Origin of the sequence: Pelomonas sp. CA6, from assembly GCF_022549225.1 — a bacterium.
In the GTDB taxonomy this organism is placed as follows: domain Bacteria; phylum Pseudomonadota; class Gammaproteobacteria; order Burkholderiales; family Burkholderiaceae_C; genus Roseateles.
Genome location: NZ_JAKZFD010000008.1, coordinates 69779 through 83456, shown reverse-complemented (window position 1 = coordinate 83456; position 13678 = coordinate 69779). Strand labels below are relative to the sequence as shown.

Below are 13678 nucleotides of genomic sequence, written 5' to 3'. Positions count from 1 at the left end.
GGGGCAGCGCCGCAGGTCCGGCACGGCCTCCTCAGGTCAACAAAAGGTCCAGCCCATCGTAGAGGCGCGGCCGCGCCCCGTGAACACCAATCTTCAGGGGGGTGTGATCAAGCCGCGCGGCGCGCCCACAGCGTCAGCACGCCTTCGGGCACCTCGCGGCTCAGCGCGTCGCGCCAGTGCAGATCGGCGAGCTTGGCACGCTCCTCGGGGTTGAGCTGGCCCTCGTCGCCGCCCAGCAGCGCGATGGGCGCCAGCGCGGCGGCCGTCTTGATGTTCTCGAACAGCGGGGCCCAGGCCTCGGCCTGCAGATCCACCGCCATCATGAAGCCCACGCACCAGTCCTCGGCGTCCACCAGCTGCTGATCGCCGTCCTCGGCGACGCTGTAGATGGGCTCCCATTCCTGCGGGCGCTCGCCGATCTGCACCGCCAGGCTGTGCAGATGGCGCAGTACCAGCAGCACCAGGCGCTTGCGCTGCTTGCCGCTGGCGAAGGGGTCGCCGCCGCCCCAGATCGTGGGCAGCCAGTCGGCGCCGGGCAGCGAGGCCAGCGGCACGGGGCTGAGCAGCAGCGCGCTGAGATAGCCGTCCAGCGCCTCGATGTTCATCGCCTCGTCGACCGGCAGGTCGGCGAGCAGCTCGTCCAGGTCCTGCAGCTCGTCGTCGCTGAGCGGCAGGTAGTCGGCGGATTCAGGTTTGTACTGCGGATAGTCCATGGTGGGGTCTCGGGCCCGGTGCGGGCGGTCGCGCAAGCGTATCAGCATCGCCGGCCGCTCTGCCTACACTGCGGCCATGAATCATCGCCCCGTCTCCGCCGTCTCCCCGCTGGGCAGGCCCCTGTCGGGCTGGCGCCTGCATTGCTATACCGTCATCTTCGAGGCCGACACTCGCGCCGGCCGGGCCTTCGACCTGGGGCTGATCGCGCTGATCCTGGCCAGCGTGCTGCTGGTGATGGCCGAGAGCGTCACCGCGATCCGCGAGGCCCATGGCGACTGGATGCGCTGGGCCGAATACCTGTTCACCGCGCTGTTCACGGCCGAATACCTGCTGCGCCTGGCCTGCGTGCGCCATCCGCTGCGCTACGCGCTGAGCTTCTTCGGCATCGTCGACCTGCTGGCCGTGCTGCCCACCTATCTGGCCATCTTCATGCCGGAGCTGTACGCGCTGGTCGACGTGCGCGTGCTGCGTCTGCTGCGCGTGTTCCGCATCTTCAAGCTCGGCGCCCATGTGGCCGAGTACGCGTTGCTGCTGCAGGCACTGCGCGCCAGCGCGCGCAAGATCCAGGTCTTCCTGACCATGGTGCTGATGCTGGTCGTGGTGCTGGGCACGGTGATGTACGTGATCGAAGGCCCTGAGAACGGCTTCACCAGCATCCCGGCCAGCGTCTACTGGGCCATCACCACGGTGAGCACGGTGGGCTTCGGCGACATCACGCCCAAGACCGACCTGGGCCGCCTGATCGCCTCGATGATGATGCTGCTGGGCTGGGGCACGCTGGCCGTGCCCACCGGCATCGTCACCGCGGAGCTGGCGGCGCAGCGCCGCGGCCGGCCCGCGACCACGCGCAGCTGCCACGAATGTCTCAGCGAAGGCCACCTGCCGGAGGCCCGCTTCTGCCGCGACTGCGGCGCCCGCCTGCCGCCCTATCAGCACGACTGAGCGCCGTGCCACCTGCGCTCAGCGGCCGCGCAGCTTCTGCACGGCGCTGACCCCCAGCACCAGCAGCGCGCCGGCGGCCAGGCCGACGAGACCGTCGCCCAGCATGCCGGCCAGGGTTTGCGTCCAGCCTGACAGGCCCTGCATCGCGGCCTCCAGCGCATGGTGCAGCGCTGGCAGGCCGTGCGTGAGGATGCCGCCGCCGACCAGGAACATCGCCGCCGTGCCGGCCACAGACAGGGTCTTCATCAGCCAGGGCGCCAGCGCCAGCAGGCCGCGGCCCAGCGCCTGCTGCCAGGCCTGGCGGCGCTGGCTGAGGTAGAGGCCCGCGTCGTCCAGCTTCACGATGCCCGCCACCAGGCCGTAGACGCCCAGCGTCATCACCACGGCGATGCCGGACAACACCATCAGCCGCGTCGTGAAATCGGCACCCGCCACCGTGCCCAGGGTGATCGCGATGATCTCGGCGGACAGGATGAAGTCGGTGCGTATTGCGCCCTTGATCTTGTCGCGCTCCAGTGCCACCAGGTCCACCGTGGGGTCCTGCACGCCGCGCGCGAGCGCCTCGTCATGGGCTTCATCCTCTGCCGTGTGCAGCCAGCGGTGGGCGAGCTTCTCGGCGCCCTCGAAGCACAGGAAGGCGCCGCCCAGCATCAGCAGCGGCGTGACCGCCTGCGGCGCCCAGGCGCTGATCGCCAGCGCCGCCGGCACCAGGATGGCCTTGTTGACCAGCGAGCCCTTGGCCACGGCCCAAACCACCGGCAGCTCGCGGTCGGCGGCCACGCCGGTGACCTGCTGCGCGTTGAGCGCCAGGTCGTCGCCCAGCACGCCCGAGGTCTTCTTGGCGGCGAGCTTGGAGAGCACGGCGACGTCGTCGAGCACACTGGTGATGTCGTCGAGGAGGGCGAGCAGGCTGGAGGCCATGGCGGCTGAGCTTTCTTGCAAGGCAAAACCTCGTTTGTACCCCAGCGGCGCCAGGGGCTCGGGCATGACGGGCGACTGGGCTTGCATGTCGATGGCACACTGCGCCCATGAATCCACGCCGCTTCGCATTGCTGGCCGCGGCCGCCCTCGTGGCGCTGCCGGCCGCCGCCCAGACCGCCCCGGCCGCCGCGCCGACCCAGGCTGCCCCGGCCGCCTCGCAGGCCGCCGTCCACGCACCCTATGGCGAGCACGCCGACGCCCGTGCCCAGCTGAACGAGGCCCTGGCCCGTGCCGGCGCGCAGCGCAAGCCGCTGCTGGTCGTGTACGGCGCCAACTGGTGCAAGGACTGCCTGGCGCTGGACCGCAGCTTCCATCAGGGGCGCCTAGCCACCGAGATCGAGCAGCGCTATGTGGTGCTGAAGGTCAACGTCGGCCGCTTCGACCGCAACGTCGATCTGGCTCAGCAGATGGGCGTGCCGCTGAAGAAGGGCATCCCCACCGTGGCCCTGCTCGCCGGTGACGGCCGCGTGCTGGGCAGCACGCAGGGCGGCGAGCTCGCGAACGCCCGCGGCATGGGCGAAGACGCCGTGCTGCAGGTCCTGGCCAAGCTGGCCGCACACTGACCCTGCCGTGGCGGCGCTGACGCGCCGTCGGGCAAGACCTGTCCCCCGAGTGCGGGGACAGGGTCGCCGCTCCGGGGGTCAGTTCTTGCCTGGGCGCTTGTTTTTTGGACAGGGGTGGCCTAACTTGCTTGCATGGCCAGACCCCTCCGCATCGAAATTCCGGGCGCCGTCTACCACGTGAGCTCGCATGGCGGGCCGCCGGTCTTCGCCGACGACACCGATCGCGCCACCTTCCTGGAACTGCTGGCGCAGGCCATGCAGCGCTTCGACGCCCAGGTGCTGGCCTATGCGCTCGCGCGCGACCATTACGAGCTGCTGGTCTTCACGCGCCAGGCCAATCTCTCGCGGCTGATGCGCCATCTCAACGGCGTCTACACCCAGGCCTGCAACCGCCGCCGCGGCCGTGGCGGACACCTCTTCCATGGGCGATTTCGCGCCGTGATGGTGGATCGCCTGCAGCTGCTGCTGGACGTCTGCCGCTATGTGGACCTGGGCGGCGTGCGCGCCGGCCTGGCGCGTTCACCCGAGGACTGGCCCTGGAGCAGCTATGCCGCCCATGCGGGACTGAGCCCCGCCCCGGAGTGGCTGGACGTGGAGGGGCTGTGGAGCTTCATCAACGAGGGCCCGCCGCGCAGCGCCGCCGAGCGTCGCCGCGCTGCGCAGCGCTACCGCCGCCTGGTGCAGGCCGAGCCGGGCCTGGACATCTGGCAACACCTGCGCCAGCAGGTCTATCTGGGTGATGAGGCCTTTGTGGCCCGTGTGCGCGGCGGCACGCCGTCGCGCCGGCGTGCCGCCGCGCCGATGCGGCCCCGGCCCTGGCGCGATTGGCTGCGCGAGTGCCAGGGGCAGCGCGAACTGGCGCTGTACCGCGCCCATACCGAGGGCGGGCTCACGATGAGCGCGTTGGCGCAGGAGCTGGGCCTGTCGGTCTCTCGCGTCAGCCGCCTGATCGCCGGTTACGAGCGCAACCGGGGAACGGCGGCGGCCTGAGCGTGTGGCGTTCCGTGCCGCTGCCCAGCCCGCCAGGACTCAGGGCTTTTCGGCCAGGCGCTTGAGCCCATTTAGTCCCGCCTCGAAGTCCTGGCCCACCATGCGGTCGGCGAACAAGGCCATCCAGTGGTAGAGCGGGTTGCGGCCCATGTCGCCATCCATGCGCCAGACCACCCGCGTGCCGCCGGCCGTGGGCTCCAGCACGAATTCGCCCTGCGAGCTGGTGCCGAAATCGGGGAAGAACAACTCGTAGCCCAGCCGTCGACCGGGCTCGGCGGCGGTGAAGCGCATGCGGCCGTCGCCTTCGCTCTGGCTGCGCCAGGCCCAGCTGGCACCGACGCCGGATTCCGGGCCGCTGTAGTCGATCATCATGGCCGGGTCGCGTTGGTGCCAGACCGACCAGCCCGCCCATTGGCGCGGGCTGGCGATCAGCGCATAGACCTTGTCGGCACTGGCGCCGATCTGCACCTCGCGGACCACGCGGAACTTGGATGGCATCGCCAGCCCGCCGAGCAGCAGCAGGCCCAGCAGCAGCACGAACACCAGAAGCACACGTTTCAGCAGCCTCATCGCGGACTCCCGTAGGCAGAGGCTGCAGCATGCGCCCAGGCCCGGGGCTTGGGCAATGCGCACAAACCTGAAGCGCCTCGGCGGGCGTCCAGCGACGACGGAAATGAAGGGCTCAGTGCAGCGCCAGCGCCGGTGCCGTGGGCGGTGCGTGAGCGGCGGGCGCTTCGTCCCAGGCGTCCTGGGTCAGCGCGCGCGCGGCTTCGAGCTGATGGCACAGCTCGGCGATGCCCAGCCCGTCGCCGGGGCCTTCGGGCAGCGGCGCGGCGCAGACCTCGGCGGGCAGGTCGGACAGCGCGCCCAGCAGTTGGAACAGCAGTTCCAGCCCCGGTTCTCCCGGTTCCTGCTGGCGCGCCAGGCCCAGGCTGCGACACAGATACCAGCAGGCCTCGGCCGCCTGGTCGCAGCGGGCATGGAACAAGGCCATCTGCTCCAGCGTGCGTGCCTGGTCGGCCTGGTCCTGCTGTTGTTCGTGTTCGAACAGGGACTGCAGCTCAGGTCGCGACGCCGCCTGGCTGGCGTCGTCGGCCGGCTGGGCGGGGATGTCGGAGTCGAGGTGGGCGGCGTTCATGGCTTGTTCGTGCGAATGCTAGACGGCCGCCCGGCCTTTGGCTTCCCGTGAATCAGGGGGAAGGCCGGCAGGCCGCGCGGCGCGCGTGCATACGTCACACGAAATCCAGTATCGGCGATCTGTCCGGATTTCAGCGCTTTTTCTGCGGCCGCTTCCAGCCGGCGACCGCGGTTTGTCGGCCGCGCGCCACGGCCAGCTCGCCGGCACCCACGTCGCGGGTGATGGTGGAGCCGCCTCCCACGGTGGCACCATTGCCCAGCGTGACCGGGGCCACCAGCACGCAGTTGGAACCCACGTGCACGTCGTCGCCTATCGTGGTGCGGTGCTTGTTGGCGCCGTCATAGTTCGCGGTGATGGAGCCGGCGCCGTAGTTGACGCGCTCGCCCACCGTGGCGTCGCCCAGGTAGGCCAGGTGGTTGGCCTTGGCGCCGCGCCCGAGCTGCGAGTTCTTCACCTCGACGAAGTTGCCGATGTGAACCTCGGCGCCCAGCTGCGCCCCGGGTCGCAGCCGCGCGAACGGGCCGATCAGCGCGCCTTCGCCAATGCTCACGCCGGCCGATTCGCCGTCGATGTGGGTGAATTCGTGGATGCGCGCGCCGGCCGCGATACGGGCGTTGCGGATCACGCAGTTGGCGCCGATGCGCACGCCATCGCCCAGCTCCACACGGCCTTCGAAGAGGCTGTTGATGTCGATCTCGACGTCCTGGCCGCAGACCAGCTCGCCGCGCAGGTCGAAGCGCGCCGGGTCGGCCAGGCGCACGCCGGCTTCCATCAGGGTCTCGGCCTGGCGGCGCTGGTAGCGGCGCTCCAGGTCGGCCAGCTGCAGCGGGCTGTTGACGCCCAGCACCTCGGTCTCGTCGGCGGCCTTCAGGCCCAGCACCGGCACGCCCTCCGCCACTGCCATCGCGACGATATCGGTCAGGTAGTACTCGCCCTGGGCATTGTTGTTGGACAGGGCCATCACCCAGCGCTTGAGCAGCGCGGTGGGCGCGGCCATCATGCCGGTATAGCCCTCGCGCAGCAGGCGCTGCTCGGGCGTGGCGTCCTTGTGCTCGACGATGGCCTGCACCGCGCCGTCGGCGCGGCCGCCCTCGCGCACGATGCGGCCGTAGCCGGTCGGGTCGGCGAGGTCAATCGTCAGCAGCACCAGCGCGCGGTCGGAGCAGGCCTCGGCCAGGCGGCGCGCGGTCTCGCTGCGGATCAGCGGCACGTCGCCGTTGAGGATCAGCGTCGTGCCGTCATCGGGCAGCACCGGCACGGTCTGCTGGATCGCATGGCCGGTGCCCAGCTGCGGCATCTGGCGCACGAAGCGGGCGCCGGATGCCGCGGTGGCGGCTTCGACCTGCTCGGCACCGTGGCCGGTGATGACGATGCGCTGGGCGGCCTGCAGCGGCGCGGTGCAGTCCAGCACATGCTGCAGCAGCGAGCGCCCGGCGAGCTTGTGCAGCACCTTGGGCAGGGCCGACTTCATGCGGGTGCCCTTGCCCGCAGCCATGATGACGATGTTCAGTGCCATAGAAAAATCGCGACTCCCTGGACTCCGGACTTCCGGAGGGAATCGCGATTATCGCGGGCCTGGGCCCGGAATCCGGGCCGGGGGCGCTTACTTGCCGGGGGCGGGCTGGCCCAGCATGACCGAGACGCGGTGCGGCTCGGGGCGGGTCTGCGGGAAGTCCGCCAGCGCGGCTTCGAACAGCGCGCCGGCCAGGCTCAGGTCGCCCTGGGTCATGCCGTCATTGCTGGCGCGGGCCTCGTACAGCGGCTCGCTGCTCTTGCGGTCGCGCAGCAGCAGCGCCACCTCGCGGTCGTAGCGGCGCTCCATCATCGGGTCCATCGGGTAGGCATAGCCCAGGCGGCTGTAGTACGGGCGCCAGGGGCCATAGCGCCAGTGGTAGTAGCTGCCGTTCCAGCGCCACCACAGCGGGTCGTCCCAGGGCGCGCGGTCGGCACGGCTGACGCGCACGCCGATGGAGACCAGCACGTCGGCGCTCTTGGTGTCGGCCGCGGGCTTGAAGCCGGCCTTCTCCAGCGCGATGCGCGCCTGCGCTTCCAGCTCGGTCTGCAGCCGGTCATTCTGCTGCTGCGAGGGCAGGCGCTCGAAGGCGTAGCTGCCCGGTTCGCGGCCGGCGGGCCAGCTGCCAAAGCTCTGCGCGTCGGCGCTGACGGTGTTGATGCCGCTGCAGGCCGACAGCGTCAGCACAGCGACGCCGGCGGTCAGGCCGCCCAGGACCAGACGTCGGTTGATCATGATTGCCTCCTAGTCGCAAGTAGAACGACGATTGCCGTCGATTTTGCGACCAAACCAGGCGGCCGTCTGTGATCCGTGCGTATCGCGTCTGTAAAGGCGCGGTCAAGCCTCGTCGGGCATCAGCCGGATCACCGCGCTCGGCGGTTCGCCGCAGTGTTCTTCCTCGTCGAAGGCGATGTCGCCGCCGGCGACCGGGCTGCCGGTGGCCTTGATGGTCTCGAAGGGGAAGAGCTTGCGGTCCATCATGTGCGAGGTCACGATGTTGCCCATCGCGGTGAACATGTTGTCCACGCGGCCGGGGAACTTCTTGTCCCAGTCCTGCAGCATGGCCTTGACCGAGGCGCGCTGCAGGTTCTCCTGGCTGCCGCAGAGGTTGCAGGGGATGATGGGGAACTGGCGGTGCTCGGACCAGCGCACCAGGTCGGACTCGCGCACATAGGCCAGCGGACGTATCACCACGTTCTGGCCGTCGTCGCTGACCAGCTTGGGCGGCATGCCCTTCATGCGGCTGCCGAAGAACATGTTCAGCATCAGCGTGGTGACGATGTCGTCGCGGTGGTGGCCCAGCGCGATCTTGGTCGCGCCCAGTTCCTTGGCGACGCGGTAGAGGATGCCCCGGCGCAGGCGCGAGCACAGGCTGCAGGTGGTCTTGCCCTCGGGCACCAGCTTCTTGACGATGGAGTAGGTGTCCTGGTTCTCGATGTGGAAGTCCACGCCGATGCTGCGCAGATAGGTGGGCAGCACCTCCTCGGGGAAGCCGGGCTGCTTCTGATCCAGGTTCACCGCGACGATGTCAAAGCGTATCGGCGCGCGCTGGCGCAGGTTGATCAGGATGTCCAGCAGCGAATAGCTGTCCTTGCCGCCGGACAGGCAGACCATGACCTTGTCGCCGTCCTCGATCATGTTGAAGTCGGCGATGGCCTGGCCCACCAGGCGGTGCAGGCGCTTGGAGAGCTTGTTCATCTCGTGCGCGTGCTTCTTCTCGGCGGCGAGGCGTTCGGCGTCGAGCTCGGGGCGGGTGGCGGTCTCGGTCATGGTGGTCGATGGGTTTCGGTGTTCGGACGGGGCGGGGCAGGGCACGGCTACCACTGCCCGCATTCGGCGCTGATGGCGACCTGGCAGTCGGGGAAGATCTCCAGCTTGGTGACCTTGATGCGCACGCCCACCACGCCGGCCAGCTTCATCAGCCGCGTGCAGAGCTTGCCCAGCATGGCCTCCAGCAGGTCGGTGTGCTCGGCCGTGCATTCCTCGATGATGATGCTGCGGATGCGGCGGTAATCCAGCACGTGGCCGATGTCGGCGTCGCGCGAGACGATCATCTGCGCGCCCAGGTTGATCTCGGCGTCGACCTGGATGGGCTGCGGGCCTTCGCGCTCGAAATCCAGCAGGCCCAGGTTGGCGCCGAAGCGCAGCCCGCTGATGTGAATGACCTGGCGGTTGTTGCGGCGCAGGGCCGGCGGTGCCTGGTTCTCGCGCGGCGGCTGCAGCCATTCCTGCACCCGCTTGGCAGCCACGACGCCATCGCCCAGCGCGGTCTGCACGCAAGGGTGCTGGCGCGCGCTGGCATCACCGGCGACGAACAGCCCCAGCTGCGCGAAGCGGGCTTCGTCGCGCAGCGGCTGCGACGGCGCGCTGATGCCGGCGCGCTGCAGCGCGTCGCCGACCAGCAGCCAGGCGGACGGCTCGGGTTCGAAGCCCAGCAGCACGGCCACATGGTCGAAGCGCTCGTGGCCATGGCTGGACGAATGCACGCTGACCCCCTGCGCGTCGGCCACCACCTGGGTCGGCACCGGCGTGTGCAGGCGCAGCGCGATCGCCGGCGCGAGCGCGTGGATGCGCTCCACCAGCGCCTGCTGTGCGCGCCAGTCGCCGCGCGACCACAGCGTCACCTGGTGGCCCTGCTCGTGCAGGAAGAGCGCGTTCTCGGCCGCGTTGTCGCCGGCGCCCAGCAGCAGCGTGCGGCCGCGCGGCAGCTGGCTGCGCTGGGTGGCCAGTGCGATGGAGTCCAGCACGCGCGCCTGCGCCGGGCGTGGGTAGAGGCTGCCTGGCAGCAGCGGGCGCAGCCCGGTGGCCAGCATCAGCGCGCGGCAGCGCAGCAGGCGTCCGTCGTCCAGCCGCAGCTGCCAGCCCTCGCCCGAAAGCCAGTCCAGCTGCACGGCCTGCTGGCCCACGACGAGATGCACGCCGGTCTGGCCGCGCACCTGCGCCGCATAGCGTTGCCCCAGCGCGGCCAGGCTCTCGCCCGGCTCGCCCAGCACCCAGTGCTGCGGGAAGCGCAGCGACTGCAGCGCGGCACAGGGCTGGTCGCCGCGCTCGATCAACGCGACGCGGTGGCCCAGCTGGGCCAGCCAGGACGCGGCGCTGCAGCCGGCCGGGCCGGCGCCAAGGATGGCGAGATCGACGTCGGCGGGCAGGGGCGCCGGGGTGAGGTCGGACATGGGTGAGGCGGGAAGGCGCTCGCGCGCGAACCCGCAATTATCCCAGCACCCGTCTCGCGCCGCTCAAACCCGCAGCTGGGCGGGGGAGACGTAGTCCTGGCGGAAGGCCTCGAAGTCCAGGCGGTCCGCGGCTTCGATGCGCTTTTGCGCGTCGACGGAGTCTGCGGCGGCCTGCGCAAAGCGCGCCATCAATCCCTCGGGCAGGGGCTGCGCCAGCACGGTGTCGCGGGCCTGCTGCGATTGCGCCAGCACGAAGGCCAGGTGAGAGTTGTCGTGCTTCTCGCGCATGGCCTGCAGCACGCGGGCCGACGGCAGCTGCGCCGGATCGTCCCAGCGCTGCCGGGCCAGGGTCAGGGCTTGCGTGTAGGCACTGCCGCCCAGCAGCGCGTCCACCCGTGCGGCGATGGGCTGGATCTGCGCCAGCAGTTCCAGGCCCCAGTCGCGCAGGCTTTGCTCGCCGCCCTGGCGCTCCAGCATCAACCCCGGCTCGCGGCCGGCGGCGGCGGTGCGCTGCTGGTTGCGCGCCAGCGCGGCGATCTCCTGCGGGCTGTCGGGCGGGCTGTCGCTCAGCCAGCAGTGCAGCAGGAAGAGGTCCAGGAAGCGCATCGTCGACGCGCTGATGCCCACTGGCTCGAAGGGATCCAGGTCCATGCAGCGGACCTCGACGTACTCGACGCCGCGCTCGCGCAGCGCGTGCAGCGGGCGCTCGCCCGAGCGGATGGTGCGCTTGGGCCGGATGGTGCCGTAGAACTCGTTCTCGATCTGCAGCAGCGTGGTGGAGAGCTGGTTGTATTCGCCGCCGGGGTTGCGCACGCCGATGGCCTCGTAGGCCGGATAGGGGCGGGTGAGCGCCTCCTGCAGCGACGCGGCATAGCCCTCCAGGCCGTTGTAGCTGACCGCCAGGCTGGACTGCGCGTCGCTCTGGTAGCCCAGCCGGCCCATGCGCAGCGAGGTGCCGTAGGGCATGTGCAGGCTGCTGCCCAGCGGCTGCAGCTCGTGCTCGCGGCCCTGGACGAAGCTGCTGCACAGGGCCGGCGAGGCGCCGAACAGGGTCAGCAGCAGGAAGGAGTGGCGACGGAAGTTGCGGATCAGCGCGAAGTAGTCGTCATTGCCCAGGCCGGGCAGCGACCAGTTGTAGTGAATGCCCGAGATGGTCTGCATGCGCCGGCCGTAGCGATGGCCCAGGCCCATGCGGTAGACGCTCTTGGCGCGGCCGATGTTGGAGCTGCCATAGCGGCCCAGCGGGATGGTCTCGTCGGTGGGCAGCGCGCAGGGCATGCTGGACACCCACATCAACTCCGGCCCCAGACATCGGTAGACCCCCTGGTGCAGCTCGGTCAGCTCGCGCACGCAGTCGTCGGCCGACGCATGCACGCCGGTGATCAGCTCCAGCTGCGATTCGCTGAAGTCCGTGGTCACCGCGGGATGGGTCAGGGCCGAGCCCAGGCAGGCCGGATGCGGCGTCAGGGCCAGGCTGGCCTGCGCCGTGGCGCGCAGGCTTTCCTTCTCCACGCCGCGACGCATGCCGGTCAGGCGCGCCGCGTCCAATGCGCTCAGTCGCTCCATCCATGCACTCAAGTCCGGCTCCTCGTTGTTCTGTGGGCGCGCAAGTTAACAGAGTTGGGCTAAACCTGCTTGACCCCGCCCAAGCCCATCTATGCTAGGCCGGACACCGCGTGCGGCACCATGCCGCCGCCGCGTCCAGGACCCGCCGCCTCGGACCTGGCTTTACTTCAGACCCAGCGCGCGCCAGCCCTGCAGGCCGATGCGGCGCAGGGTCTCCATGTTGGTCTCGTAGATGGCGTCGGTGTCGGGCATGGTCTCCACCGCGCGCGCGATGCTGTCCTCGCGCAGCAGGTGCAGCGTGGGGTAGGGCGAGCGGTTGCTGTAGTTCTCGATGTCGTCCGCGCCGCTGCCGTCGAACTGGTAGTCGGGGTGGAAGCTGGCCACCTGCATCTCGCCGTCCAGCTCCAGGTCTTCCACCAGCGCGTCGGCGGCATCGAGGAAGTCGTTGAAGTCCAGGAAGTCGGTCAGCACGCCAGGATGGATCAGCAGCGTGGTCTCGGTCTCCTCGGGGTCGCTGCGGCGCAGCAGCAGCAGTTCGCGCGCCAGCTCCTGCAGCAGCGCTTCGGGGGTCGTGGCCGCGCTGACCACATAGCGTAACCGGCCATGCACCTCGACGCTTTTCGCGAAGGGGCAGAGGTTGAGGCCGATCACGGCCTTCTCCACCCAGTCGCGGGTGTCGGCCAGGACCTGTGCGTCGTCGGGGCGAGGGCTGCCGGGCGCGTTCATGCCCGGCTCCGCGCTTGGGCCAGCCAGGCCTTGGCGAGCGTGACCCACATCGAGCCGCCGACCGGGATCAGCGCGTCGTTGAAGTCATAGCTGGGGTTGTGCAGCATGCAGGGGCCCAGGCCGTGACCGCCCTCGCGGTGGCTGCCGTCGCCATTGCCGATCAGGAAATAGCAGCCGGGCACCTCCTGCAGGTAGTAGCTGAAGTCCTCGGCGCCCATCGTCGGCTCGAACTCGTGCACGTTGGCCGCGCCGACCATGCCGGTCAGCACCTCGCGGACGAACTCGGTCTCGGCAGCATGGTTGATGGTGGGCGGGTAGTTGCGGTGGAACTCGAACTCGCACTGCACGCCGAAGGCCGCCGCCGTGCCCTGGGCCACTTCGCGCATGCGCCGCTCCAGCATGTCCAGCACCTCGACGGTGAAGCTGCGCACCGTGCCTTCCAGCACGCAGGTGTCGGGCACCACGTTGGTGGCTTCGCCCGCGTGGATCATGGTCACCGAGATCACGCCGGTGTCGATCGGGCGCAGGTTGCGGCTGATGATGGTCTGGAAGGCCTGCACCATCTGGCAGGCCACCGGCACAGGATCCAGCCCCAGGTGGGGCATCGCGCCGTGCGAGCCCTTGCCGCGGATGGTGATCTTGAACTCGTTGCTGGACGCGAACACCGGCCCGCTCTTCAGCGCGAACTGGCCCGCGGCCATGCCGGGCCAGTTGTGGATGCCGAACATGGCTTCCATCGGGAACTGCTTGAACAGCCCGTCCTTGATCATCTCGCGCGCGCCGCCGCCGCCTTCCTCGGCCGGCTGAAACACGACGTAGACCGTGCCGTCGAAATCGCGCTGGCTCGCCAGTTCGCGGGCCGCGGCGAGCAGCATCGCGGTATGGCCATCGTGGCCACAGGCGTGCATCTTGCCGGGGTGGCGGCTGGCATGTTCGAAGCGGTTGTGCTCCGTCATCGGCAGTGCGTCGATGTCGGCGCGCAGGCCCACGGCGCGGGTGCTGCTGCCGCTGCCGCCCTTGATGATGCCCACCACGCCGGTCTTGCCCAGGCCGCGGTGCACCGGGATGCCCCAGCCGCTCAGGGTCTGGGCGATCAGCTCGGCGGTGCGCTCCTCCTTGAAGCACAGCTCGGGGTGGGCGTGGATGTCGCGGCGCAGCGCGGCGATCTCGGCCGTGCGGGCCTCTATGTCGGCGATCAGCTTCATGTCGGGCTCCCGGAAAACGCGGCGCCGCGTTTTTGGGGCGGCGCTCGAAAGAAAAAAGGCCGGCGTGGGGGTGCACGGCGGCCTGAGTGAGTGTACCGGGGTGGGGGTGGGCTGCCCCGCGGGTGGGGTTTGCGGTCTTTGGCCTTGTTGGGTCTTGCTCTTTGGGG

13 protein-coding genes and 2 pseudogenes are annotated in these 13678 nt (G+C 69.9%); 3 read left to right on the top strand and 12 right to left on the bottom strand.

The features are described from left to right. Positions 1-107 precede the first annotated feature (107 nt). Entirely contained in the window at positions 108-713 is a 606-nt protein-coding gene (locus tag LZ017_RS14360) for a UPF0149 family protein (protein WP_241397558.1), read from the bottom strand. Between the two features lie 76 nt (positions 714-789). Here LZ017_RS14360 and LZ017_RS14355 point away from each other — a divergent pair, with 76 nt between their 5' ends. Continuing rightward, positions 790-1656: an ion transporter gene (locus LZ017_RS14355; RefSeq protein WP_241397556.1), complete on the top strand. Its 867-nt coding sequence runs from the start codon at positions 790-792 to the stop codon at positions 1654-1656. An 18-nt stretch (positions 1657-1674) separates the two neighbouring features. Here the strand turns inward: LZ017_RS14355 and LZ017_RS14350 are convergent, their stop codons facing one another. Continuing rightward, a complete protein-coding gene (locus tag LZ017_RS14350) occupies positions 1675-2577 on the bottom strand; it encodes a DUF808 domain-containing protein (protein WP_241397555.1) in 903 nt (300 codons plus the stop codon). A gap of 107 nt (positions 2578-2684) precedes the next feature. Between LZ017_RS14350 and LZ017_RS14345 the strand changes: the two genes are divergently transcribed. Next, entirely contained in the window at positions 2685-3200 is a 516-nt protein-coding gene (locus LZ017_RS14345; protein WP_241397553.1) for a thioredoxin family protein, read from the top strand. A 132-nt stretch (positions 3201-3332) separates the two neighbouring features. Further along, complete coding sequence (locus tag LZ017_RS14340) at positions 3333-4190, top strand: transposase (protein WP_241397552.1); 858 nt, start codon at positions 3333-3335, stop codon at positions 4188-4190. A 39-nt stretch (positions 4191-4229) separates the two neighbouring features. On the opposite strand, the gene LZ017_RS14335 is transcribed toward LZ017_RS14340, so the two are convergent. The 10 genes and pseudogenes from LZ017_RS14335 to LZ017_RS14290 all read right to left on the bottom strand — a co-directional run bounded on the left by LZ017_RS14335 (position 4230) and on the right by LZ017_RS14290 (position 13511). Next, entirely contained in the window at positions 4230-4760 is a 531-nt protein-coding gene (locus tag LZ017_RS14335) for an SRPBCC family protein (protein ID WP_241397551.1), read from the bottom strand. Between the two features lie 112 nt (positions 4761-4872). Next, on the bottom strand, positions 4873-5328 hold the full coding sequence (locus tag LZ017_RS14330; protein WP_241397550.1) for a hypothetical protein: 456 nt from the start codon (positions 5326-5328) through the stop codon (positions 4873-4875). Between the two features lie 130 nt (positions 5329-5458). Then, positions 5459-6844: a bifunctional UDP-N-acetylglucosamine diphosphorylase/glucosamine-1-phosphate N-acetyltransferase GlmU gene (gene glmU, locus LZ017_RS14325; RefSeq protein WP_241397549.1), complete on the bottom strand. Its 1386-nt coding sequence runs from the start codon at positions 6842-6844 to the stop codon at positions 5459-5461. A gap of 87 nt (positions 6845-6931) precedes the next feature. Next, positions 6932-7576, bottom strand: a complete 645-nt coding sequence (locus tag LZ017_RS14320; RefSeq protein WP_241397548.1) for a DUF4136 domain-containing protein — start codon at positions 7574-7576, stop codon at positions 6932-6934. 159 nt (positions 7577-7735) lie between these two features. Next, positions 7736-8611 (bottom strand): annotated as a pseudogene (ttcA, locus tag LZ017_RS14315) (tRNA 2-thiocytidine(32) synthetase TtcA); the annotation flags it as partial. 47 nt (positions 8612-8658) lie between these two features. Continuing rightward, on the bottom strand, positions 8659-9027 hold the full coding sequence (locus LZ017_RS14310; RefSeq protein ID WP_241397727.1) for a dihydroneopterin aldolase: 369 nt from the start codon (positions 9025-9027) through the stop codon (positions 8659-8661). An 81-nt stretch (positions 9028-9108) separates the two neighbouring features. Continuing rightward, a pseudogene (locus tag LZ017_RS14305) lies at positions 9109-10014 on the bottom strand (NAD(P)/FAD-dependent oxidoreductase); the annotation flags it as partial. A gap of 63 nt (positions 10015-10077) precedes the next feature. Further along, positions 10078-11580: a glutamate--cysteine ligase gene (gshA, locus tag LZ017_RS14300; RefSeq protein WP_241397546.1), complete on the bottom strand. Its 1503-nt coding sequence runs from the start codon at positions 11578-11580 to the stop codon at positions 10078-10080. Between the two features lie 162 nt (positions 11581-11742). Further along, on the bottom strand, positions 11743-12306 hold the full coding sequence (locus LZ017_RS14295) for a DUF1415 domain-containing protein (RefSeq protein WP_241397545.1): 564 nt from the start codon (positions 12304-12306) through the stop codon (positions 11743-11745). Further along, positions 12303-13511: a M20 aminoacylase family protein gene (locus LZ017_RS14290; RefSeq protein WP_241397543.1), complete on the bottom strand. Its 1209-nt coding sequence runs from the start codon at positions 13509-13511 to the stop codon at positions 12303-12305. Before LZ017_RS14290 ends, LZ017_RS14295 begins: the two co-directional genes overlap by 4 nt. Positions 13512-13678 lie beyond the last annotated feature (167 nt).

What these genes read in the sequence shown, in the direction of transcription:
- LZ017_RS14360 (WP_241397558.1), bottom strand. Translation starts at nt 713, where the DNA reads ATGGACTATCCGCAGTACAAACCTGAATCCGCCGACTACCTGCCGCTC.
- LZ017_RS14355 (WP_241397556.1), top strand. Translation starts at nt 790, where the DNA reads ATGAATCATCGCCCCGTCTCCGCCGTCTCCCCGCTGGGCAGGCCCCTG.
- LZ017_RS14350 (WP_241397555.1), bottom strand. Translation starts at nt 2,577, where the DNA reads ATGGCCTCCAGCCTGCTCGCCCTCCTCGACGACATCACCAGTGTGCTC.
- LZ017_RS14345 (WP_241397553.1), top strand. Translation starts at nt 2,685, where the DNA reads ATGAATCCACGCCGCTTCGCATTGCTGGCCGCGGCCGCCCTCGTGGCG.
- LZ017_RS14340 (WP_241397552.1), top strand. Translation starts at nt 3,333, where the DNA reads ATGGCCAGACCCCTCCGCATCGAAATTCCGGGCGCCGTCTACCACGTG.
- LZ017_RS14335 (WP_241397551.1), bottom strand. Translation starts at nt 4,760, where the DNA reads ATGAGGCTGCTGAAACGTGTGCTTCTGGTGTTCGTGCTGCTGCTGGGC.
- LZ017_RS14330 (WP_241397550.1), bottom strand. Translation starts at nt 5,328, where the DNA reads ATGAACGCCGCCCACCTCGACTCCGACATCCCCGCCCAGCCGGCCGAC.
- glmU (WP_241397549.1), bottom strand. Translation starts at nt 6,844, where the DNA reads ATGGCACTGAACATCGTCATCATGGCTGCGGGCAAGGGCACCCGCATG.
- LZ017_RS14320 (WP_241397548.1), bottom strand. Translation starts at nt 7,576, where the DNA reads ATGATCAACCGACGTCTGGTCCTGGGCGGCCTGACCGCCGGCGTCGCT.
- gshA (WP_241397546.1), bottom strand. Translation starts at nt 11,580, where the DNA reads ATGGAGCGACTGAGCGCATTGGACGCGGCGCGCCTGACCGGCATGCGT.
- LZ017_RS14295 (WP_241397545.1), bottom strand. Translation starts at nt 12,306, where the DNA reads ATGAACGCGCCCGGCAGCCCTCGCCCCGACGACGCACAGGTCCTGGCC.
- LZ017_RS14290 (WP_241397543.1), bottom strand. Translation starts at nt 13,511, where the DNA reads ATGAAGCTGATCGCCGACATAGAGGCCCGCACGGCCGAGATCGCCGCG.